Annotated in this window: 18 protein-coding genes; 10 read left to right on the top strand and 8 right to left on the bottom strand. The window is 69.4% G+C overall.

Going from position 1 to position 20,921, the window contains the following annotated elements; translation table 11 throughout:
- Window positions 1-235: 235 nt before the first annotated feature.
- The 3 genes from AC1PLR_RS03640 to AC1PLR_RS03630 form a co-directional block, all read right to left on the bottom strand.
- Window positions 236-2,518, bottom strand: a complete 2,283-nt coding sequence (locus AC1PLR_RS03640) for a methyl-accepting chemotaxis protein (protein ID WP_481102713.1) — start codon at window positions 2,516-2,518, stop codon at window positions 236-238.
- 120 nt (window positions 2,519-2,638) lie between these two features.
- Window positions 2,639-3,442 carry a YiiX/YebB-like N1pC/P60 family cysteine hydrolase gene (locus tag AC1PLR_RS03635; RefSeq protein ID WP_481102712.1) on the bottom strand — a complete coding sequence of 268 codons (804 nt, stop codon included), beginning with the start codon at window positions 3,440-3,442 and terminating at the stop codon, window positions 2,639-2,641.
- Between the two features lie 105 nt (window positions 3,443-3,547).
- Window positions 3,548-4,018, bottom strand: coding sequence for a hypothetical protein (locus AC1PLR_RS03630; protein WP_481102711.1), 471 nt, complete (start codon window positions 4,016-4,018; stop codon window positions 3,548-3,550).
- A 405-nt stretch (window positions 4,019-4,423) separates the two neighbouring features.
- On the opposite strand from AC1PLR_RS03630, the gene AC1PLR_RS03625 reads away from it, so the two are divergent.
- From AC1PLR_RS03625 to AC1PLR_RS03600, 6 genes are all read left to right on the top strand, one after another.
- On the top strand, window positions 4,424-5,278 hold the full coding sequence (locus tag AC1PLR_RS03625; RefSeq protein ID WP_481102710.1) for an IclR family transcriptional regulator: 855 nt from the start codon (window positions 4,424-4,426) through the stop codon (window positions 5,276-5,278).
- A 103-nt stretch (window positions 5,279-5,381) separates the two neighbouring features.
- Window positions 5,382-6,788, top strand: a complete 1,407-nt coding sequence (locus AC1PLR_RS03620) for an MFS transporter (protein WP_481102709.1) — start codon at window positions 5,382-5,384, stop codon at window positions 6,786-6,788.
- A gap of 109 nt (window positions 6,789-6,897) precedes the next feature.
- The gene (locus AC1PLR_RS03615) at window positions 6,898-7,827 is read left to right on the top strand and encodes a dihydrodipicolinate synthase family protein (RefSeq protein ID WP_010340742.1); all 930 of its coding nucleotides are present in this window, start codon (window positions 6,898-6,900) and stop codon (window positions 7,825-7,827) included.
- A gap of 283 nt (window positions 7,828-8,110) precedes the next feature.
- Window positions 8,111-9,406, top strand: a complete 1,296-nt coding sequence (locus tag AC1PLR_RS03610; RefSeq protein ID WP_481102708.1) for a carbohydrate porin — start codon at window positions 8,111-8,113, stop codon at window positions 9,404-9,406.
- Window positions 9,407-9,522: 116 nt separating this feature from the next.
- Entirely contained in the window at window positions 9,523-10,512 is a 990-nt protein-coding gene (locus AC1PLR_RS03605) for an MBL fold metallo-hydrolase (RefSeq protein ID WP_481102707.1), read from the top strand.
- Between the two features lie 421 nt (window positions 10,513-10,933).
- A complete protein-coding gene (locus tag AC1PLR_RS03600) occupies window positions 10,934-11,173 on the top strand; it encodes a DUF1653 domain-containing protein (RefSeq protein ID WP_481102706.1) in 240 nt (79 codons plus the stop codon).
- 43 nt (window positions 11,174-11,216) lie between these two features.
- Here AC1PLR_RS03600 and AC1PLR_RS03595 read toward each other — a convergent pair whose 3' ends face one another.
- Window positions 11,217-11,372: a hypothetical protein gene (locus AC1PLR_RS03595; protein WP_019796750.1), complete on the bottom strand. Its 156-nt coding sequence runs from the start codon at window positions 11,370-11,372 to the stop codon at window positions 11,217-11,219.
- Window positions 11,373-11,795: 423 nt separating this feature from the next.
- Here AC1PLR_RS03595 and AC1PLR_RS03590 point away from each other — a divergent pair, with 423 nt between their 5' ends.
- Both AC1PLR_RS03590 and AC1PLR_RS03585 read left to right on the top strand, forming a co-directional pair.
- Window positions 11,796-12,389: a TetR/AcrR family transcriptional regulator gene (locus AC1PLR_RS03590; RefSeq protein ID WP_481102705.1), complete on the top strand. Its 594-nt coding sequence runs from the start codon at window positions 11,796-11,798 to the stop codon at window positions 12,387-12,389.
- Between the two features lie 41 nt (window positions 12,390-12,430).
- On the top strand, window positions 12,431-13,042 hold the full coding sequence (locus AC1PLR_RS03585) for a cytochrome b (protein WP_481102704.1): 612 nt from the start codon (window positions 12,431-12,433) through the stop codon (window positions 13,040-13,042).
- Between the two features lie 10 nt (window positions 13,043-13,052).
- On the opposite strand, the gene AC1PLR_RS03580 is transcribed toward AC1PLR_RS03585, so the two are convergent.
- Both AC1PLR_RS03580 and AC1PLR_RS03575 read right to left on the bottom strand, forming a co-directional pair.
- Window positions 13,053-14,132 carry an ATP-binding protein gene (locus AC1PLR_RS03580; protein ID WP_481099904.1) on the bottom strand — a complete coding sequence of 360 codons (1,080 nt, stop codon included), beginning with the start codon at window positions 14,130-14,132 and terminating at the stop codon, window positions 13,053-13,055.
- The gene (locus AC1PLR_RS03575) at window positions 14,129-14,860 is read right to left on the bottom strand and encodes a response regulator (RefSeq protein WP_481102703.1); all 732 of its coding nucleotides are present in this window, start codon (window positions 14,858-14,860) and stop codon (window positions 14,129-14,131) included. The genes AC1PLR_RS03580 and AC1PLR_RS03575 overlap by 4 nt, the downstream gene beginning before the upstream one ends.
- 150 nt (window positions 14,861-15,010) lie before the next feature.
- Here AC1PLR_RS03575 and AC1PLR_RS03570 point away from each other — a divergent pair, with 150 nt between their 5' ends.
- Together AC1PLR_RS03570 and AC1PLR_RS03565 are read left to right on the top strand one after the other, a co-directional pair.
- On the top strand, window positions 15,011-16,159 hold the full coding sequence (locus AC1PLR_RS03570; protein WP_481102702.1) for an efflux RND transporter periplasmic adaptor subunit: 1,149 nt from the start codon (window positions 15,011-15,013) through the stop codon (window positions 16,157-16,159).
- Between the two features lie 15 nt (window positions 16,160-16,174).
- Entirely contained in the window at window positions 16,175-19,306 is a 3,132-nt protein-coding gene (locus tag AC1PLR_RS03565) for a multidrug efflux RND transporter permease subunit (RefSeq protein ID WP_481102701.1), read from the top strand.
- A gap of 155 nt (window positions 19,307-19,461) precedes the next feature.
- Here the strand turns inward: AC1PLR_RS03565 and map are convergent, their stop codons facing one another.
- Both map and AC1PLR_RS03555 read right to left on the bottom strand, forming a co-directional pair.
- Complete coding sequence (gene map / locus AC1PLR_RS03560) at window positions 19,462-20,238, bottom strand: type I methionyl aminopeptidase (protein WP_481102700.1); 777 nt, start codon at window positions 20,236-20,238, stop codon at window positions 19,462-19,464.
- Entirely contained in the window at window positions 20,235-20,447 is a 213-nt protein-coding gene (locus AC1PLR_RS03555; protein ID WP_010340731.1) for a ParD-like family protein, read from the bottom strand. The genes map and AC1PLR_RS03555 overlap by 4 nt, the downstream gene beginning before the upstream one ends.
- Window positions 20,448-20,921: the final 474 nt, after the last annotated feature.

Below are 20,921 nucleotides of genomic sequence, written 5' to 3'. Positions count from 1 at the left end.
CATCACTTGTAGGAGCGGCTTCAGCCGCGGCCAGGATTCCTGGGCACGCCCCGGTCGCGGCTGAAGCCGCTCCTACGACAATGTCATCGCGCGTTCGCCAGCATCCCGGAATGCAATGTGGGAGCGACGTCGGTCGCGACGAAGCCTTCCCTGGAAAGCCCGTCGCAACCGCAGCCGCTCCCGCAAAGACCAGACGAACACGGCGTGGCGGCGGATGCCACCACGCCGCACTGGCTCAGAACTCTTCCCACTCCGCGCTGTCCGCCGGCACGCCCTGGATCGCGCGCGGCTTGGCCTCCGGTTGCCGCACGGGCGCCGCGGGCTTGGGCTTGGCGGCAGCGGCCACCGCACGCACCGCCGGCCTGGCCGGCTGCGGCTTCGTCACTCGGGCCGGTGCCGCGCTGATGGCGGCGCCGCCGGCGAGGCGGAACACCGCCACCGCGCGCGCCAGTTCCGCCGCCTGGTCTTCCATGCTCTTGGCCGCCGCGCTGGCTTCTTCCACCAGTGCCGCGTTCTGCTGGGTACCCTCGTCCAGCTGCATCACCGTCTTGCTGACCTGGTCGATGCCCGCGCTCTGCTCGGCGCTGGCCGCGGAGATCTCGGCCATGATGTCGGTGACCCGCTTCACCGAGGCGACCACCTCGGTCATGGTGGTGCCGGCGCGGTTGACCAGGGTCGAGCCCTGTTCCACTTCCTGCACCGAGTCGGAGATCAGGGTCTTGATCTCCTTGGCCGCGGCTGCCGAACGCTGCGCCAGCGAGCGCACTTCCGAGGCCACGACCGCGAAGCCGCGGCCCTGTTCGCCGGCGCGCGCGGCTTCCACCGCGGCGTTGAGCGCCAGGATGTTGGTCTGGAACGCGATGCCGTCGATCACGCCGATGATGTCGGCGATACGCGCCGACGCGGCGCTGATCGAGGCCATGGTCGCCACCACTTCTTCGACCGCGCGGCCGCCGTTCTCGGCCACCTCGCCGGTGCTCAGCACCAGTTGGTTGGCCTGGCGCGCGCTGTCGGCGTTCTGCTTCACGGTGGAGGTCAGTTCCTCCATCGAGGCGGCGGTCTCTTCCAGGCTGGCCGCCTGCTGCTCGGTGCGCACCGACAGGTCGCTATTGCCGCTGGCGATCTCGCTGGCGGCGGTGTTGATCGAGCCGACCGCACGCTGGATGCCCTGCACGATGCCGGTCAGTTGCTCGGCGGTGCGGTTGGCGGCGTCGGCAAGGGTGCCGAACGCGCCTTCGTAGCGCACGTCCACGCGCTGCGACAGGTCGCCATCGGCGATCGCGCCCATGATCCGGCCGACGTCGGCCAGGCCGCTGTCGGCCTGACGCATCAGCCGGTTCAGCGCCTCCACCATTTCCTTGAACGCGAACTCGTAGCGCGCCTCGTCGCCGCGGGCGCTGAAGTCGCCGCGCGCGGCCGCATCGGCCAGGCGCGCAATGTCGCCGTTGACCGCCGACAGGTTCGCCTTGACCACGTCCAGCGCCTCGTGCAGCGCAGCGCGCTGCCCCGGCAGCCGGCGCATGTCGCGGCGCAGGTCGCCGCGACCGTACTCGTCCATGATCGCCATCGCCTCGACGATGGCGTCCAGGTGTTCGAACAGCGCCGTGTTCATGCCGTGCGCCAGCGTGCCGTAGTCACCCGGGAAGTCTTCCGGCATGCGATGGCTGATGTCCTCGCCCTGCTGCAGCCGCACCAGGGTCTGCATCTCCCCGTTGAAGCGCTGCAGCTGGGTCTGCATCTGTTGCATGCTGGTCATCAACTGGCCGGTCTCGTCGCGCGACTCCACCTTGATCGGATTGTCGAAGCGGCCGGAGGCGATCGCCTCGGCGGTCCGCGTGGCACCGCGCAACGGAGCGACGATGGCGCCGGCGATCAGCCAGCACAGGCCCACCACCAGCGCCACCAGCGCCGCGCCGATCACGGTGAGGATCCTGGTGAAGCCCATCGCCTCGGCCTGGATGTCTTCCGCGTACACGCCCATCACCAGCACCCAGTTCCATTGCGGGTACAGCGCGGCGTAGCTGATCTTCGGCAGTTGCTCTTTCTTGCCGGGCTTGGGCGCGGTGTAGTAGCTGAAGCCGTCGCCGCTGCGCACCGCGGTCTGGATATCGCGATAGACGTACTCGCCGGCGTCGCTCTTGTAGCCGCTCATGTCGGTGCCGACCGCGCGCTTGGGATGCATGACGATGCGCATCTGCGGGTCGACGATGAAGAAGTAGTCCACGCCGCGGTTGGTCTTCATGTCGGCGAGCGCACCCTTGGCCGCCGCCTGCGCCTGCGCCTGCGTCATCTCACCGCGCTTGGCCAGGTCGGCGTAGTGCTGCATCACGCTCAGGCCCATGTCGACCTGCGTCTTCACGGTCTGCTTGCGCGCGTCGATCAAATCGAGATATTGCAGGCGTGCCGCGGCAACGGCCAACAGGATCACGCCGAGCGCGATCAACGTGCACAGCACGACGAACTTGCGTGCCATGGGCAGGTTGGCGATATGGCGACGAAGGAACTGGATGGGATTCATGGTGTCAGGAAAAACCCTAAAAACGGACTCTTGTATCGGCCCACCGGCATTCGAACTTGAACCGCAGCGGGTGGCGCAAGATGAACGCGCACCACAGTTCTGCGCTGGAGACGCTCCCCGTCAGGCCATCGCCGCATCGAGCGGCGTCGCGGCCGCATGCGGTGTGGCGGCATGCGGCTCCCACACCAGGCGATGGAAATCGAAACCGTGCTGCAAGCGTGGCTTGACCACGTTGAAGTACGGCGAGACGTCGAAATCTCGCGGCAAGGTCAGGCTATGGTGGCGCGGATGCAGGACTTCCGCGTCCTCCACGGCGTCGGCGTCCGCAGGCGGCGCACTGTCGATTTCCGGCAGGATGGGATAGCGGATCGCGCCGAAGGCCTGCGCGAGCAGCGTCGAGCAGATCGCCCGGGTCGGCTCGCCGCTGCCCAGCTCCAGGAAGCGGCGCTTCACTGACGACGGCAGCGGCGGCGTGCGGATCAGGTAGCGCGCAAGGTCGAAGATGTTCTTCAGGTCGTAGCTGTTGCCGACCCGCGTGACCATGTACTCCACCACGGTCTCGATCTCCTGCGCGCTCAACCCGACCGGGCGGCAGATGCGCGTATGCAGGCCGGCGAACTCGCTCAACCCCACCAGGCGCACACCGACATTGATGTCGACATCGCAGAACAGCGGCGCTTCTTCGCCGGGAACCGCGGCCACGTGGTCGCCGATGTACAGCGCCGCATGCGACCAGGTGGACTGGCTCAGGTACTTGATGGCGGTGGAGAAGCGGCTGTTGCCCTCGACCAGCAGCACATCGCCCTTGCGCAGCGTGGCGCGCAACAGCTGCGGCGGGCTGGTCGGCAGCTGCGAGCCGTGGCGGCGCGGCTTGGACAGGAACTTGGCCAGGTGGCGACCCAGCAGGCGTGGCAAGGACAGCATGCGCGTTCCCCCGAGCGGCGGCCGTTCCGGCGAAACGGCTTCTCTATCCGCAATGGCGGCCATGCGCGGGATTTCTTGAATGGCGCGGCAGCGCCAGCGCCACGCTCACGGTTGCCGCAGGATCGACAGTTCCACGAACTGCACGCTGCTGGAATGCAGGTAGACCGCATAGCGGCCACGCCCCGGCGCCTGCACCAGGAAGCGGTCTCCCGGGACCGGCTGGAGCTTGTCGACCGTGGCCGCACCCAACGGCGCGATGCGCAACCGCACCTTGGCGTCGTCCTGTGCTGGCGTGAGGTTGGCGACGGTCAGCGCACCGTCGAAGAGCGTGCGGCTCTCGCCCGGCAGCAGCGTCATGATCGCCGACGACGCGGCGGCCTCCGACTTGCAGGCCGCGGCCTTCGCCTCGGCCAATTGCCGCTGCAGCGGCTTGACCTCCACGTACTGCACGAAGCCGTAGGTCGCGCCGATCACCACCAGCACCGCCGACACCTCGGCCGCGGTGCGCTTGAACGAGAGTCCTTGCCACCATGTCTGCGCCGGCGGGGGCGGCGTCTGTCGGGTCGTTCGAGCCATGCATCACGGTATCGGCGCGATCGTCTCGATGTCTGCCAGCAGGGCTGACATCGCCGCGCACGGCCGCGTTCGTCTACCTGGCGATACAGACGCGACGCCACGTGCCTCGCGACAGGCGCCGCTCCAGGAATGGACATCGCGCGATGGCGCGGCATGGCCTCGCGCCTACGCAACACCAGCAGGCGATGACTCGGTTTTCGGAGGTTTCGAAACCACGGATCGTCGACGCGCAGGGCGAACCGCCCACGCAGCATGTTGCGCCGCAACTTGACGCATCGAGCGCCCAGGCGGGGTCTTGGCATGAAATTACGAAATAATTTTCGCAATCCGAAATTCACTTGTCAAGCGACAGTATCGGGCGGGTCGAGCAAGCTGGCGATTCCCCGGGTTCTCCAGGAACTGCAGATGATCAAGACGATTTCCCAGCGCGCGCCCAGCGCCGCGCCCGACGACGGCGACGAGGCCGGGGACAAGAAGCTGCGCAGCACCGTGCAGTCGCTGGCCAAGGGCTTTCGCGTGCTCGAGGCGTTCTCGTCCGAGCATGAGGAACTGTCGCTGAGCCAGATCGCGGCCCTGGCCCGGCTCGATCCCGGCACCACCTTCCGCATGCTCAACACCCTGGTGGAGCTGGGCTACGTGCATCGCGTGCCGGAGAGCCGCCGCTTCCGCCTGACCCTGAAGGTGCTCGACCTCGGCTTCCACGCCATCGCCCGCCGCGACCTGCGCAGCGTGGTGCGGCCGCTGCTGCGCACGCTGGTCAGCGACGTCAACGAAGCGGCCAGCTTCGCGGTGCTGCAAGGCCCCGACGTGCTCTACATCGAACGCGTCCGTGCCGGCATCACCCGCCTCGGCGTGGACATCCGCATCGGCACCACGGTGCCCAGCACCCGCACCGCGATCGGCCTGGCGATGCTGGCGCACCTGGCGCCGGCGGAGGTGACGCGGGTGACCGGGGTCGACGTGGATGGTCCGCAGACCCCGGAGATCGCCACGATGCGGCGTACCTTCGACTGCATCCGCCGCGACCGCTACGTGATCCTGGAGTCGATGCTGACCGAAGGCCTGCGCGTGCTGGCGGTGCCGGTGCTGGATGCGGACGACTATCCGCTCGGCGCGATCAGCGTCGCGGCGCCGTCGGTGCGCACCAGCCACGCCGAACTGCTCGACACCGCCCTGCAGCCCACGTTGCTGGCCGCCAAGGACATCGCCTTCGCGATCCAGGCCAGCGGGAGCGTTGCCGTGACCGCGCCTAGCACCTGATCCGCCCGGGCGCCGCCCGGCTCTCCCTGTCCGTCTCGCCTCGTGGACGCTTCGGCGCCCGCGCCAGGCGCCCCTTTTCCTGCGAAAGGCAGCCACGATGCTCATGTCCACCCCTGCCCCTGCCACCACCGCCACGACCACCGCCCACGCGCCGTCCATCGCCGAGGCGCAGGCGGAGATCGGCGCACGCCTCGAGCGCCTGCCGATCACCCGCAAGGTGTGGTGGGCGCGCAACATCGTCGGCGCCGCGACGTTCTTCGACGGCTATACGGTGATCGCCATCGCCTACGCGATGCCGGTGCTGACCAAGGAGTGGCAGCTGTCGCCGGCGCAGATCGGCGCGATCCTGTCGGCCGGCTACCTGGGCCAACTGCTGGGCTCGGTGTTCTTCGGCTGGCTGGCCGAGCGCATCGGCCGCCTGCACGTGCTGCTGTTCACCATCCTGCTGTTCGTGTCGATGGACGTGGCCTGCCTGTTCGCCGGCAGCGCCGCGGCGATGATCGCGTTCCGCTTCGTCCAGGGCATCGGCACCGGCGGCGAGGTGCCGGTGGCCAGCGCCTACATCAACGAACTGATCGGTTCGAAGAAGCGCGGCCGCTTCTTCCTGCTGTACGAGGTGATGTTCCTGCTCGGCCTGGTCGCCGCCGGCGGTATCGGCTACTTCCTGGTGCCGGCCTATGGCTGGAAGGCGATGTTCATGGTCGGGCTGATCCCGGCGGCGATCATGATTCCGCTGCGTTTCTTCATGTTCGAATCGCCGCGCTGGCTGGCGTCCAAGGGCTGCTACGCCAAGGCCGATGCGATCGTGGCCGAACTCGAGCGCAGCGCCGAGCGCCAGCATGGCCCGTTGCCGGCGCCAGCGTTCGACCGCAGCGCGCTGCCCAAGGCGCAGCGCTCGGACTGGCGCGAGCTGTTCGGCAGCGTCTATCGCAAGCGCACGCTGGTGATCTGGAGCCTGTGGTTCTGCTCCTACCTGGTGGCCAACGGCATCATCACCTGGCTGCCGACGCTGTACCGCACGCACTTCGGGCTGTCGCTGCAGCAGAGCATCGCCTATGGCTTCTTCACCTCGCTGGCCGGCGTCGCCGCCGCCGTGGCCTGCGCGCTGTCGATCGACAAGGTCGGGCGCAAGCGCTGGTATGGGCTGGCGTTCGTGGCCGGCGGCGTGCCACTGCTGGCGCTGGCGACGCTCGGCGGCACCTCGGCGCCGCAGGTGCTGGTGTTCGCGGCGCTGGGCTATGCCGCGGTGCAGACCATCACCTTCTCGCTGTACCTGTACTCGGCCGAGCTCTACCCCACCCGCATCCGCGCCATCGGCACCGGACTGGGCAGCGCCTGGCTGCGCCTGGGTTCGGCCTGCGGGCCGCTGCTGGTCGGCGCGGTGATCGCCGGACTCGGCATCCGCTACGTGTTCGCGGCCTTCGCCGCCGTGCTGCTGGCCGGCGCCGTCGTGACCTGGCGCTTCGCCCTGGAAACCAAGGGCAAATCGCTGGAGCAGCTGTCTCCCTGAGCGCATCGCCGGCACCGCCGCTGGCGCATCGCACAACACCTCCGCACCACCCCCGTCGGACCCCGCGTTCGATTCCATCCCCCGTTGATCCGAAGAAGAGGAAATGAGCATGAGCACTCTCGACCTGAAAGGCCTGGTCCCCGCCCCGGTCACCCCGTTCACCCGCGACGGCGCCGTCGACTATCCCGCGATCAAGCGCATCGGCGCCTGGCTCGGCGGCATCGACGGGGTCAAGGGCCTGACCGTGCTCGGCCACGCCGGCGAAGGCACGTTCCTGGAGCGCGACGAACAGGCCAAGGTGATCACCGCGTTCCGCGACGCGGTCGACGGCCGCATCCCGATCATCGCCGGCATCACCCTGGAAGGCACCCGCGTCGCCGCCGACGAAGCCAAGCGCGCGGTCGCCGCCGGCGCCTCCGCCGGCCTGATCTACCCGTCGCACGGCTGGTTGCGCTTCGGCTACCAGAAGGGCGCGCCGCAGGACCGCTACAAGGCCATCCACGAGGCCAGCGGGCTGCCGATGATCCTGTTCCAGTACCCGGACGCGACCAAGGCCACCTACGACCTGGAGACGCTGCTGGAGATCGCCGCGCTGCCGGGCGTGGTCGCGATGAAGAACGGCGTGCGCAACATGAAGCGCTGGGACACCGAGATCCCGGTGTTCCGCAAGGAGCGCCCGCACGTGCCGGTGCTGACCTGCCACGACGAGTATCTGCTGCACACCATGTTCGACGTGGATGGCGCGCTGGTGGGCTATGGCTGCATCGCCCCGGAGCCGCTGCTGGAAATGATCGCCGCCGGCAAGGCCAAGGACTACGCCAAGGCGCGCGCGCTGCACGACCGTTTGCTGCCGGTGACCAAGAGCGTCTATCACCGCGGCTCGCACATGGAAGGCTCGGTGGCGCTGAAGTGGGCGCTGGTCGCGCGCGGCCTGCTCGACCACGCCACGGTGCGTTCGCCGTTGCTGCCGCTGGCCGAGGGTGCCGACAAGGAGATCGCCGCGGCGATGGCCGCCGCCGGCCTCGGCAAGGTGGGCTGACCCGCACGGGTTGCCTCCAGCTCGATGGGCCGCGCAGTTGCGCGGCCCATCCGCTGCGGCGATGGCGTGCACCTCGGCGCCGCGCAACGCGTTCCGGTCTGCCCTCGCGTTTCTTTGCCGGTCCCCCCCACAGGTCTGCACACAGGCGTGCCCGTCGCCGACGGACGCGACGCCGTGCTGCGGCTCCACGACCGGAAGGTGTCTTCCCTTCGCGCACTGCCGCGTCGCCGCGCACCCACCGCGCACGTCCGGCGAGTGCTTCGTCTCGTCCGTGGAGCGTCCCATGTCCCGTTCTCTTTCCTGCGTCTCGTTGCTTGCGGCCGCCGCCCTGCCGGCCTCCGCCATTGCCGCCGACACCGCGCAATGGCTCGACGACCACGGCATCGCGCCGCGCCTGGTCTGGTCCAACGACTACGCGCGCAACGTCGACGGCGGCCTGTCGCGTGGCGACCGCAATGCCGGCGGCGTGGTCGCCGGTGCCGACCTGGATCTGCAGCGGCTGTTCGGCATTCCCGGCGCCACGCTGCACGCCACAGGTGCCTGGTACTACGGCGACAGCCTGTCGCAGCGGCAGATCGGCAACGCGGTCAAGGTGCAGGGCTACTGGTATCCGCAACAGCAGGCGCAACTGGCGCAACTGACCTGGGAACAGACCTTCGCCGACGGGCGCTGGCAACTGGTCGCCGGACGCATGAACACCACCTGGCAATTCGCGCGCAGCCGCTACGGCTGCCGCTTCGTCAGCGCTTCGGACTGCCCGTTCCAGCTGAGCCAGGCCGATGGCGGCTTCGTCGGCTTTCCCTACGTGAACTGGGGCGCGAAGCTGCGCTACAAGCCAGAGGCCACCTATGTCTCGGTGGGCGCATTCGAACTGAACTCGCAGCGCAAGAACAACCACGGCCTGGACTGGAGCACCGCCGACAGCAGCGGCGTGCTGGGCACGCTCGAGGTCGGCTACGAACCCGATCCCGCACTGGGCAAGGGCGCACCGCGCTACCTCGCCGGCCTCTGGTACAACTCGGCCGACTACAGCGACCTGCGCTACAACCAGGCCGGCGGCCTGCGCGGGCTGGTCGGTGGCCCTGCGCGCCTGTACGACGGCGGGCGCTGGGGCGCCTACGCGCTCGGCGAACGCGCGCTGTACCGGCCGCAGGGCATGGCGAGCAAGCGCATGCTGGTCGCCTTCGGCAACATCGCCGCCCCGTTCGACAAGCACCAGGTGTACGACCTGCAGGTCACCGCCGGCCTGTACTACAGCGGCCCGTTCGCATCGCGGCCCGGCGACGGCATGGGCGCGATCGCGCACTACTACCGCTTCAGTGCAGACCAGCAGGGCTACATGAACGACCTGCTGCGCAAGCGCGGCGCCGCCCCGGACATCGCGCGCAACGAACTCATGTTCGAACTCAACTACAGCTACCGCATCGCGCAGACGCCGCTGTTCCTGGTGCCGAACGTGCAGTACATCGTCCATCCCGACATCCTGGGCAATCCCGCGGCGCGCCGTGCGCCGGACGACGCGCTGGTGATCGGCTTGCGGGCGATGCTCAACATGGGTGGGCTGGGCACGCCGAAGTGAAGCCGCACGTGGCACCGGCCGGGACCATAGCGCGGCAGCCGAGGCAGGCGCGCACGCACGCTTACGCCGCTGACGGGTAACCTTCCCTCCCCTCGCGTCATCCGGATCGCGCCTCAATGGCCAACCCTTATTACCGTGGCCCCGTCAGCGACCATTTCGATGGCGTACGCTTCTTCAACCCCGGCCAGCCCACCATCGACAACGCGCTGAGCAAGGTCCTGCGCTGGAAAGCCGCCATGGGCGCGGTGCGCTGGCCCGCGCAGGTGCCGGTGACGCCGGCCGTGCCTGCGCGGCGGCACGACGGCCTGCGCATCACCATGGTCGGCCACGCCACGCTGCTGATCCAGGCCGCCGGCCTCAACCTGCTCACCGACCCGGTGTGGTCGCAGCGCGCAAGCCCCTCGCAGATCGCCGGGCCCAAGCGGGTGACGGAGCCGGGTATCCGTTTCGCGGACCTGCCACCCATCGACGCGGTGCTGCTGAGCCACAACCACTACGACCACTTCGACCTGGCGACCCTGCGCAAGCTGCACGCTGTGCACCAGCCGCTGTTCGTGATGCCGCTGGGCAACGACGTCCTGCTGCGCAAGCGCGTTCCCGATGCACGCATCACCACCGGCGACTGGCACGACCGGCTGCCGATCGGCGGGGGCGCGACGGCGACGCTGACCCGCGCCAACCATTGGTCCAGCCGCGGCATCGCCGACCGCAGGATGGCGCTGTGGTCCGGCTTCTTCATCCAGACCGCGCGGGGATCGGTGTGGTTCGCGGGGGATACCGGCTACGGCGATGGCGCCATCTTCCGCGAGATCCGCGACCGCCACGGCGCGCCCGACGTGGCGTTGATTCCGATCGGCGCCTACGCGCCGCGCTGGTTCATGGCGCCGCAGCACATCGACCCGACCGAAGCGGTGCGGATCTTCCGCGACACCGGCGCGCGGCGTGCGCTCGGCATCCACTGGGGCACCTTCCAGCTCACCGACGAAGGCCGTGATGAGCCGCGCGAAGCGCTGTCCGCCGCATTGCATCTAGCCGGCATCGCCGCCTCCGACTTCGTCGCCGCCGAGCCGGGGAAGGCGTTCGACTTCGCCGATTTGGCGCCATAACCTTTGCGCGCGCTCGATCAACCTGCACACGGCGTACAGCGGCGGACATCGTCCACCCGACATGCTCGGCAATGACATCGCGGGCCGGGCGCCCAACGACGCGCCGGTCATCTGCTTGCGGGTCATGCGCAACATGAGCGGTGCGCACGCGCCGACGTACAGCGTGCTGGCTACGATGGACGGGGTCTCTCGAGCGCCGGTTGTCTGATTGTCTGGGAGCCACCCTGTAGGAGCGGCTTCAGCCGCGACGGGCATGATCGGGAACGCCCGTCGCGGCTGAAGCCGCTCCTACGAGAGATGCTTTCCGTGGGTCAGACGAAGCGGCGAACCGTCGCGGTCCGCGCAATTCGCCCTCGCGACGCCGAAAGCGCGCAGACGTAGCCAGCTACACTCGCGCTCCCCCGCCCAACAGAACTCCGTCATGCGCGACCTCAGCCCGCTGCCTTCCATCGCCCTGGGCCGCTACCGCCACTTCAAGGGCGGCGAATACGAGGTGCTGGGCGTGGTCCGCAGCAGCGAGACGCTGGAACCGCTGGTGCTGTACCGGCCGCTGTACGGCGAAGGCGAGTTGTGGGTGCGGCCGTATCCGATGTTCGTCGAGCAGGTGGAGGTGGACGGCGTGCACCGCCCGCGCTTCGCACCGATCGACACGGACACCTGACCGGGATGCAGGCAATGGCCGCCGCCACGCCTGCCGCGACACGCTAGCGCTTGGATGCGCTGTCCACGTCGCTCTTGGTGGCGGCGTGATCCTGCGCCGGGCGGTTGCGGTTCTTCTTGGCGCGGGTCACCAGGTACAGCATCGCGGCGATGAGCAGGACGAACAGTCCGGCGACCCAGGGCATCAGCGTGGTGTCCATTCGACACTCCAGTTCGGTTGTGCAGTGGTCACCAGACCACAGACGCAGTGAAGGCCTTGGGTAGTGCGTGAGCGAAGTCCATGCCACGCGCATCGCGTGCGAGCGACAACCGGATGCGCCGGTCGATCCTGACCGGTCCGATCGGCGCCCTTTGCTGCAGCCTTCGCGGCACCGCCGACAGCACCTAATTGCACCCTATCGCACTCACACGCCACGGCGTCTGCGCTGTCACGGCTGGACGCCTCTCGGTGGCGTTGGCGGCGAATAGGCAAAGCCACCCACACCACACGCCTTGAAGGTGCAACGGAGTGCCGGCGGCGAGCGTCCAGAGCGCCCGGCCATCCAGCACAAACCCAACCAAACGCATTGACATACGCTGTGTACGCAAATAACGTACGCCTCGTATGTGAATGAGATTCCCCGATGCACCAGCGCCGCAGCCGCCGCGAGATGATCGAGACCACCCGCGCCAGCCTGCTGGCCGCGGCCAGGCAGGCGTTCGCCACACACGGCTTCGCGCATACCTCGATGGACGTGTTGACCGCCGAGGCCGGCTTCACCCGCGGCGCGCTGTATCACCACTTCGGCAGCAAGGACGGCCTGCTCATCGCGGTCATCGAGCAGATCGAGGCCGAAGTCGGACTGCGCCTGCAGGCGGTGTCCGATGCCGCGCCGACGCCGTGGGACGGCTTCCGCCGCCGCTGCCGCACCTACCTGGAACTGGCGCTGGAACCGGAGATCCGCCGGATCATCCTGCAGGACGCGCGCGCCGTGTTCGGCGACGTGCCGCCTGCGGCGCAGTCGGTAGGTATCGCCGCGCTGCAGGACGCGCTGGACGCCCTAATCGCCGCCGGCACGGTGGCGCCACTGCATGCCGGGGTGATGGCACACATGCTCTACGGCGCGATCACCGAGGCGGCGTTCTGGATCGCCGAGCCGGACGCCGACCTGCATGCACGGCTGGCCGACGCGCTCCACGCACTGGATCGGCTGCTCGACAGCCTGCGCACCCGCTGAGCGCGCAACGCCCTACCTCGCCCCCGTACCGGACCACGTACATGCACTGGCGCAACACCACACAGCGCTTCGGCGCCCTCACCAAGCTGTTCCACTGGACCACCGCGGCCGCCTTCATCGGCGCATATGCGGTGGTGTACTACGTCATCTGGTTCATGGACGACAGCTCCGACGCCTCGCTGCCGGTGCTCAACATCCACTGGGTGCTGGGCCTGCTGGTGGGATTCCTGGTGTTGCCGCGGCTGCTGTGGCGCTGGCTGGACGTGCAACCGGACGACCCACCGGGCTCCGCGCTGGAGCACCGCCTCGCGCACCTGGCGCACTGGAGCCTGTATGCGCTGCTGATCGTGATGCCGCTGACCGGCTACATCGGCACCGGCGCGCCGACCGATGTCGGCCTGTTCCGCATTACCGGCTTCAACGAGACCGCGCTGTTCGCCTGGATCAGCCGCACCTGGCACCTCAGCTGGGAGGCGTTCGAAGCGCCGATCGACGTGGTCCACCACTTCATCGGCAAATGGATCGCGTGGGTGGTGGTGCTGCTGCACGTGGCCGCCGCACTGTTCCATCACTGGGTACGGCGCGACGATGTCCTGACCCGCATGTTGCCGGGGCGCGCGGCGCGCGTGTCCGGCGACGCACCCTCAGCCTGAGGCCACGCGCCTAGCGCGGCGCGGCCTCCGCCGACGCCAGCGGCCAGCGCACCTCGAACCGCGTCCCGCTGCCGGCAGGCAGGCACAGCGCGTCGCCGCCATGCGCCACGGCGATGGCCTTGACCACCGCCAGGCCCAGGCCGCTGCCGCCGCTCTTGCGCGAGCGCGAGGGATCGCCGCGGCGGAAGGCATCGAATACGCGCGCGGCGATTTCCGGCGCGATGCCGGGGCCGCTGTCTTCCACGAACAGCACGCACTGGCCCGCGTCGGCCTGCACGCCCACCCGCAGCGGGCCCGGCTCGGCGTAGTGCTGCGCGTTCTCCAGCAAGGCCATCAGTGCCTGGCGGATGCGCACCGCATCGCACAGCACCGGCGTGCGCAGCGCCAGCGCGGGTTCCAGCAGCAGCCCGCGCGCGGCCAGGCTGGCGTCGAACGCATGCAGTACCGCGGCCACTTCCTGGACCAGGTCGGTCGGCGCCGGCTGCAACTCCAGGTGACCGCTGTCGGTCAGGCTCAACACGCGCAGGTCCTCGATCAGCCGGTTCAGGCCTTCCACCTGCCGCAGCAGGCTCTCGAACGCCGCCACGTCCGGCGCGAACACGCCTTCGGCCAGGCCCTGCAGGCGCCCGCGCAGGATCGTCACCGGTGTACGCAACTCGTGGGCGACGGCGGCATTCCAGAACGCGCGTTCGCGGGTCATCGCCTGCAGGCGATCGGCCATGGCGTTGAAGTCGCGCACCAGCTGCGCGGTCTCGCCCAGCGCATGCGCGTCCATGCTCGCGCGCGCGCTCAAATTGCCCTGGGCCACTTCGCGCAGGCTGTGCGCTACCGAATTCAACGGGGTCAGGATGCGCCGCGACAGCCGCACCGCCACCGCCACCGCGATCGCCACGGCCAACGCCGCGGTGGCGCCGATCCACAGCATCTCCACGCGCGAGGGCACCCAGGTGTCGGAGATGCTGTCCGGCTTGTACGCCGCCGCCAGCGCATAGAACACGTAGGAGCCGACCACCGACAGCAGGATGATCCAAAGCGCCAGCGCGCCCAGCGACAGGATCACCTGGCGGCGCAGGCCGGGGGCGCGACTCACACGCCGGTTCCGAACCGGTAGCCGACGCCGCGCACGCTGGCCGGCGTGCCCTGCACGCCCAGCGCCTCCAGCTTCTTGCGCAGCTTGCTGATGTGGCTGTCGATGGTGCGCTCCTGGGTGTCGCCTTCCGGCAGGCAGGCGTCGAGCAATTCGGCGCGGCTGAACACCCGCTTCGGCGCGCGCATCAGCCGCACCAGCAGCTTGAATTCGGTGAGCGTGAGGTCCAGTGCGTGCCGCTGCTCGCCCACGCGCACGCTGGCTGCGTGCTGGTCGAGATCGACATGGAAGGCGCCCACGCGCAGGCTGCGCGCCTCTTCGGCGCCATTGCCGCGGAAGCGTCGCAGCACCGCCTGCACCCGCGCCACCACCTCGGCCGGATTGAACGGCTTGACCACGTAGTCGTCGGCGCCCAGGCGCAGGCCCATCAGCTTGTCGATGTCCTGGTCCAGCGCGGTGAGCATGATCACCGGCGTCTCGCCGCGGTGGCGCAGTTCGGCCAGCACCTTCCAGCCGTCCGCCGCCGGCAGTTGCACGTCCAGCAGGATCAAGTCCGGGTCCAGCGCCAGGTGCAGGTCCAGCGCAGCGCGGCCATCCGCGGCGTGGGCGCTGCGCAACCCGCTGCGCGCCAGGTAGGCGCTGAGGATCTCGGCGATCTCGCTCTCGTCTTCGGCGATCAGGACCAGCGGCGCGGACGCGGGCACGGCGGCGCCCGGAGAGGAAACGGACATGGTGGCAGCGAAGGCGCGTCGGCCCGAACGGGCGGATCTCCATCATATCTCCACATCGCATCGAACGCCGCGCAACCCGCGGCCGCGACCATGCGCGGCTTAGGCGTCCGCCGCATCCGCGGCGGCAGCGGCGAGGCACGAGGCATGGGCATGCGGCAACAGGTATGGATTCTGGGCATCGGTGGGGCGCTGGCGTTGGCCCTGGCGGGCTGCGGTGGCGGCGCACAGCCGCAGGTCGTGGCCGCGCCGGTGCAGGTCACCGCGGTGACCCTGCAGCCGGGGTCGATGACGGTGAGCGTGGATCTGCCAGGACGCGTGGCCGCGGTACGCAGCGCGCAGATCCGCCCACAGGTCGGCGGCATCGTGCAGCGCCGCTTCTTCGAGCAGGGCGCCGACGTGCGCCGCGGCGATGCGCTGTTCCAGATCAATCCGGCGCCGTTCAAGGCCGAGATGGACACCGCGGCGGCCGCGCTGCACCGCGCCCAGGCCGCGCAGGTGCTGGCCGATGTGCAGCACGCCCGACTGCAGCGGCTGCTGGAATCCAGCATGGTCAGCCGGCAGATGTACGACGATGCCGCCTCCCAGCGCGCGCAGGCCGCCGCGGCGGTGGCCGAAGCGCAGGCGACGCTGGCGCGGCGGCGCCTGGACCTGGCCTTCGCCACGGTCGATGCGCCGATCGACGGCCGCATCGACCAGGCGCTGCTCACCGAGGGCGCGCTGGTCTCGCCCAGCGACAGCGCACCAATGGCGGTGATCCAGCAGATCGACCAGGTCTACGTCGACGTGCGCCAGTCCGCCGCCGACCAGGACCCGCTGGACCCGGCCGCGCGCGTAAAGGCCGCCGCCGGCGACGGCCTGCCGGCGCAGATCCTCGACCGCAACGGCACGCCCTCGGGGCTGAGCGGGCGCGTGCTGTTTTCCGGCATCAACGTCGATGCCGCCACCGGCGATGTGCTGCTGCGCATCCTCGTCGACAACCCGCAGCGGCGCCTGTTGCCGGGCATGTACGTGCGCGCAAGAGTGCCGCGCGCCCACTACGCGCAGGCGCTGCGCGTGCCGCAGCAGGCGGTCACCCATGTCGGCAAGCGCGCGCAGGTGTGGGTGCTGGACGCCGACGCGCGCGTGCGCAGCGCAACGGTGCAACTGGGTGAGCTGGTGCAGGGCCAGTACCGCTTAGTCGCCGGCCTGCAGGCCGGGCAGCGGGTGGTGGTCGAGGGCATCGACCGGCTCAGCGCCGGTGCACGGGTGCATGCACGCGCATGGCAGCCGCCGGCGGTCGCGACCGCGGGCACGGACTGAGCCGGGGACGCCGCCATGCCGCAGTTCTTCATCGAACGCCCGGTCTTCGCCTGGGTGATCGCGCTGTTCATCGTGCTGTTCGGCACCCTGGCCATCGGCCAGTTGCCGGTGGCGCGCTATCCGTCGGTGGCGCCGCCGTCGGTATCGCTGATGGCCGTCTACCCCGGCGCCACGCCACAGACGCTCAACGACTCGGTGGTGAGCCTGATCGAGCGCGAACTGTCCGGGGTCAAGAACCTGCTGTACTTCGAGTCCTCGGTGGACAGCGCCGGCAGCGCGCAGATCACCGCCACCTTCAAGCCCGGTACCGACCCGGAGCTGGCGCAGGTGGACGTGCAGAACCGCCTCAAGGCGGTGGAACCGCGGCTGCCGCAGGCGGTGCGGCAGAACGGCCTGCAGGTGGAATCGGCCGCCTCCGGCTTCCTGATGCTGGTCGGCCTGACCTCGCCCGACGGCCGCTACGACGAAGTGGCGCTGAACGACTACCTGGCCCGCAACATCGTGCAGGAACTGCGGCGCATCGACGGCGTCGGCCGCGTGCAGCTGTTCGGCGCCGAGCAGGCCATGCGCGTGTGGGTGGATCCGGACAAGCTGATCGCCTACGGCCTGACCATGACCGAGCTGGCGCAGGCGATCGAGCAGCAGAACGCGCAGATCGCGCCCGGCCGCCTCGGCGACGAGCCGGCCGTGCGCGGGCAACGCCTGAGCGTGCCGCTGACCGTGGCCGGGCAATTGACCACGCCCGCGCAGTTCGCCGCCATCGTGCTGCGCGCCGACAGCGGCGGCGCACGGGTGACCCTGGGCGACGTGGCGCGGGTGGAACTGGGCGCGCAGTCCTACGGCTTCTCCAACCGCGAGAACGGCGCCGCCGCCACCAGCGCGGCGATCCAGCTCTCGCCCGGCGCCAATGCGCTGCGCACCGCGCAGGCGGTGAAGGCGCGGCTGGCGGAACTGGCCGCGAGCATGCCGACGGGCATGAGCTACTCGATCCCGTTCGACACCGCCCCGTTCGTCAAGCTGTCGATCCAGCAGGTGCTCAAGACCCTGCTCGAGGCGATGGTGCTGGTGTTCCTGGTGATGTACCTGTTCCTGCAGAACGTGCGCTACACGCTGATCCCGGCGATCGTCGCGCCGATCGCGCTGCTGGGCACCTTCGCGGTGATGCTGCTGGCCGGCTTCTCGATCAACGTGCTGACCATGTTCGGCATGGTGCTGGCGATCGGCATCATCGTCGACGACGCCATCGTGGTGGTGGAGAACGTCGAGCGGATCATGGCCAGCGAAGGCCTGCCGCCGCGGGAAGCCACCACCAAGGCGATGCGCGAGATCAGCGGCGCGGTGGTCGGCATCACCCTGGTGCTGACCGCGGTGTTCATCCCCATGGCCTTCGCCAGCGGCTCGGTGGGTGTGATCTACCAGCAGTTCACCCTGGCGATGGCGGTGTCGATCCTGTTTTCGGCGTTCCTGGCGCTGACCCTGACGCCTGCGCTGTGCGCCACCGTGCTGCGCCCGGTCGCACCCGGCCACCACACCAGGCGCGGCTTCTTCGGCGCGTTCAACCGTGGCTTCGAACGTCTTGCGGGTGGCTACGCCGCGCGCGTGACCTGGCTGCTGCGCCGCGGCGGGCGGGTGATGGCGGTGTTCGCGGCGCTGTGCGTGGCGCTGGTCCTGGCGATGCGCGTGCTGCCCTCGGCGTTCCTGCCCGAAGAGGACCAGGGCTATTTCATGACCTCGATCCAGTTGCCCACCGGCGCCACCAGCGAGCGCACCCTGGACGTGGTCAAGGCGTTCGAGCGGCACGTCGCCACCCGCCCGGCGTTGGCGTCCAACCTGACGATCCTGGGTTTCAGCTTCTCCGGCTCGGGCAGCAACGCGGCCATGGCCTTCACCATGCTCAAGGATTGGGACCAGCGCGACGGCGCCAGCGCGCGCGACGAAGCCGAGCGCGCGCAACAGGCGATGGCGACGCTACCCGAAGGCACGGTGATGAGCCTGCTGCCGCCAGCCATCGACGAGCTCGGCACTTCCTCCGGCTTCACCGTGTACCTGCAGGACCGCGGCAACCGCGGCGAGGCGGCGCTGATGGCCGCGCAGGCGCAACTGCTGGAGCTGGCCGCGCGCAGCGACGTGGTCAGCGATGTCTATGCCGACGGCCTGCCGCCGGGCAAGAGCATCCACCTGGAGATCGACCGCCAACAGGCCGAAGCCATGGGTCTGTCGTTCGCCGCGGTCAGCAACACGCTGTCGGCGGCTATGGGCTCGCTGTACGTCAACGACTTCCCCAACGCCGGGCGCATGCAGCAGGTGATCCTGCAGGCCGACGCCGCGTCGCGCATGCAACTGGACGACGTGCTGGACCTGCGCGTACGCAGCGACAGCGGTGGCATGGTGCCGCTGCGCGAAGTGGTGCGCGCCAGCTGGACCGACGCCCCGCAACAGTTGATGCGCTTCCAGGGCTTCCCGGCCGTGCGCATCGCCGGCGGCGCCGCACCCGGCGTATCCAGCGGCGCGGCCATGGCCGAGATGGAACGGCTGGCCGCGCAATTGCCGCCCGGCTTCGCCGTGGCTTGGACCGGACAATCGCTGCAGGAGCGGCAGTCGGCCGCGCAGGCGCCGCTGCTGATGCTACTGTCGGCGCTGGTGGTGTTCCTGGTGCTGGCGGCGCTGTACGAGAGCTGGTCGATTCCGCTGTCGGTGCTGCTGGTGGTGCCGCTGGGCCTGCTCGGCGCGGTGGCCGCGGTGATGCTGCGCGGCCTGCCCAACGACGTGTTCTTCAAGGTCGGCCTGATCACCATCATCGGCCTGTCGGCGAAGAACGCCATCCTCATCGTCGAGTTCGCGCGGCAGTTGCATCGCGATGGCCAGGGCCTGGCGGAGGCCGCGACCCACGCCGCGCGCCTGCGCCTGCGGCCGATCCTGATGACCTCCCTGGCCTTCGCCCTGGGCGTGGTGCCGCTGATGCTGGCCAGCGGCGCCAGCGCCGAGACCCAGCACGCCATCGGCACCGGCGTGTTCGGCGGCATGGTCAGCGGCACCGTGCTGGCGATCTTCTTCGTGCCGGCGTTCTTCGTCTGCGTGGTTGGGCTGCAGGAGCGCGTGGCGCGCTGGCGTGCACGGCGCGGCGGGGGTGCGTCGGCCGAGAGTTAGACCGGCAGGCCCATGCGTCGAGCCAACGCGCCGCTGGCGCTGCCGCCCCTCTTCGTAGGAGCGGCTTCAGCCGCGACGCGACCAAGCACGACACGACGATCGCCACCCATCATGCTCAGCATCGATCGCACCCGCGCCACCACCGATCGCCGTCCTCACCCCACCCGGCACAACGGCACTTCCCCCGGCCGCAAGGTCAGCACCTGCACGCCGCTGGCGGTGACCGCCACGGTGTGCTCGAACTGCGCCGACAGCTTGCCGTCGCGCGTGTGCACCGGCCATTGCTCCGGCTGCGAGCGGATCGCCGCGCGCCCCTGGTTGAGCATCGGCTCGATGGTGAACACCATGCCCTCACGCAACTCCAGGCCGGTGCCGGCATGCCCGTAGTGCAGGATCTGCGGTTCCTCGTGCATGGCGCGGCCGATGCCGTGGCCGCAATACTCCTTGACCACGGTATAGCCGTGCGCACGCGCATGCCGCGCAATGGCGTGGCCGATGTCGCCCAGCCGCGCGCCGGGACGCACCGCGGCGATGCCTTTCCACATCGCCTGGTACGCGGCCTGCACCAGGCGCCGCGCCGGATAGCCCACCTCGCCCACCAGGTAAGTGGTACTGGAGTCGGCGATATAGCCGTGCTTCTCCAGGGTGATGTCCAGATTGACGATCTGCCCGTTGCGCAGCACCGCGTCGGCCGACGGCACACCGTGGCAGACCACGTCGTCGATGGAGGCATTGAGCACGAACGGGAACCCGTACTGGCCCTTGCTCGCCGGCCGCGCACCCAGCTCGTCCACGATCATCCGCTCTACGAGGTCGTTGAGTTCCAGCGTGCTGCGGCCAAGGAGCGACATCCCGTCCAGCCGCGCGAACACCTGCGCCAACAGGCGCCCGGACTCGGCCAGCCGCGCCAGCTCGTCCGGCTGCTTGATCACGTCCGCCCCGGTGTCACCGCCTGCGGCCGCACCCCCGCCGCACGCAACTCGCGCGCCACGATGTCCTGGAACGACAGCTCCGGGTTCATCTCGCACAGCATGCCGACCTTGATCCAGAAATTGGCCTGCGCATTGATCGACCGGCTGGTCACCGTGCAGGCGCGGCGCAGCTGGTCGTGCAGGTCGTCATCGATGTTGACGATGCCCATGGTGGCTTCCGACGTGGCAAATGTATATGGATCGTATATGATTCATATACGCCCAGCAAGCCACCCATTTGTTCTTGCGCGCAGGACATCATCAGAGCAGCCGCCTCCGCAGGAGCGGCTTCAGCCGCGACGAGGCATCACCGGTCACCCGTCGCGGCTGAAGCCGCTCCTACGGCCGAGGATCGTTGCCGTCGATGGGAGGGTCTTGCGTCGGCGATCACATGCAACCCGCACCGTCCGCCCAGGTTCGCCAATCTCAAGACATGAGACGCCGCCGCCGCATGCTCGCGCGCTTCCCGCTGCTGCCATGGCCGCCTTTTCGCTGCAGGACGCTGCTTGCGCACACGCGCTGACGCGTCATCACCGCGGCCGCGTCGGCCTGTCCTGGGCCAGGCCATGCATGTCGCCGCACCGCACACGCAGCGCGACCTGCCCATGGCGGGCGACCGATCAGCACTGCCGCGGGAATTCCTT

Source organism: Xanthomonas sp. NCPPB 3570 (genome assembly GCF_056725115.1).
Note: the sequence above shows the minus strand (reverse complement) of the source record. Positions and strands in the feature narration are given on the sequence as shown.

Excerpts from the sequence above, each read along its gene's own strand:
- AC1PLR_RS03585 (WP_481102704.1), top strand. The coding sequence starts at position 12,431 with ATGCACTGGCGCAACACCACACAGCGCTTCGGCGCCCTCACCAAGCTG.
- AC1PLR_RS03610 (WP_481102708.1), top strand. The coding sequence starts at position 8,111 with ATGTCCCGTTCTCTTTCCTGCGTCTCGTTGCTTGCGGCCGCCGCCCTG.
- AC1PLR_RS03600 (WP_481102706.1), top strand. The coding sequence starts at position 10,934 with ATGCGCGACCTCAGCCCGCTGCCTTCCATCGCCCTGGGCCGCTACCGC.
- AC1PLR_RS03575 (WP_481102703.1), bottom strand. The coding sequence starts at position 14,860 with ATGTCCGTTTCCTCTCCGGGCGCCGCCGTGCCCGCGTCCGCGCCGCTG.
- AC1PLR_RS03605 (WP_481102707.1), top strand. The coding sequence starts at position 9,523 with ATGGCCAACCCTTATTACCGTGGCCCCGTCAGCGACCATTTCGATGGC.
- AC1PLR_RS03590 (WP_481102705.1), top strand. The coding sequence starts at position 11,796 with ATGCACCAGCGCCGCAGCCGCCGCGAGATGATCGAGACCACCCGCGCC.
- AC1PLR_RS03625 (WP_481102710.1), top strand. The coding sequence starts at position 4,424 with ATGATCAAGACGATTTCCCAGCGCGCGCCCAGCGCCGCGCCCGACGAC.
- AC1PLR_RS03555 (WP_010340731.1), bottom strand. The coding sequence starts at position 20,447 with ATGGGCATCGTCAACATCGATGACGACCTGCACGACCAGCTGCGCCGC.
- AC1PLR_RS03570 (WP_481102702.1), top strand. The coding sequence starts at position 15,011 with ATGCGGCAACAGGTATGGATTCTGGGCATCGGTGGGGCGCTGGCGTTG.
- AC1PLR_RS03640 (WP_481102713.1), bottom strand. The coding sequence starts at position 2,518 with ATGAATCCCATCCAGTTCCTTCGTCGCCATATCGCCAACCTGCCCATG.
- AC1PLR_RS03630 (WP_481102711.1), bottom strand. The coding sequence starts at position 4,018 with ATGGCTCGAACGACCCGACAGACGCCGCCCCCGCCGGCGCAGACATGG.
- AC1PLR_RS03565 (WP_481102701.1), top strand. The coding sequence starts at position 16,175 with ATGCCGCAGTTCTTCATCGAACGCCCGGTCTTCGCCTGGGTGATCGCG.
- AC1PLR_RS03595 (WP_019796750.1), bottom strand. The coding sequence starts at position 11,372 with ATGGACACCACGCTGATGCCCTGGGTCGCCGGACTGTTCGTCCTGCTC.
- AC1PLR_RS03615 (WP_010340742.1), top strand. The coding sequence starts at position 6,898 with ATGAGCACTCTCGACCTGAAAGGCCTGGTCCCCGCCCCGGTCACCCCG.
- AC1PLR_RS03635 (WP_481102712.1), bottom strand. The coding sequence starts at position 3,442 with ATGCTGTCCTTGCCACGCCTGCTGGGTCGCCACCTGGCCAAGTTCCTG.
- AC1PLR_RS03620 (WP_481102709.1), top strand. The coding sequence starts at position 5,382 with ATGTCCACCCCTGCCCCTGCCACCACCGCCACGACCACCGCCCACGCG.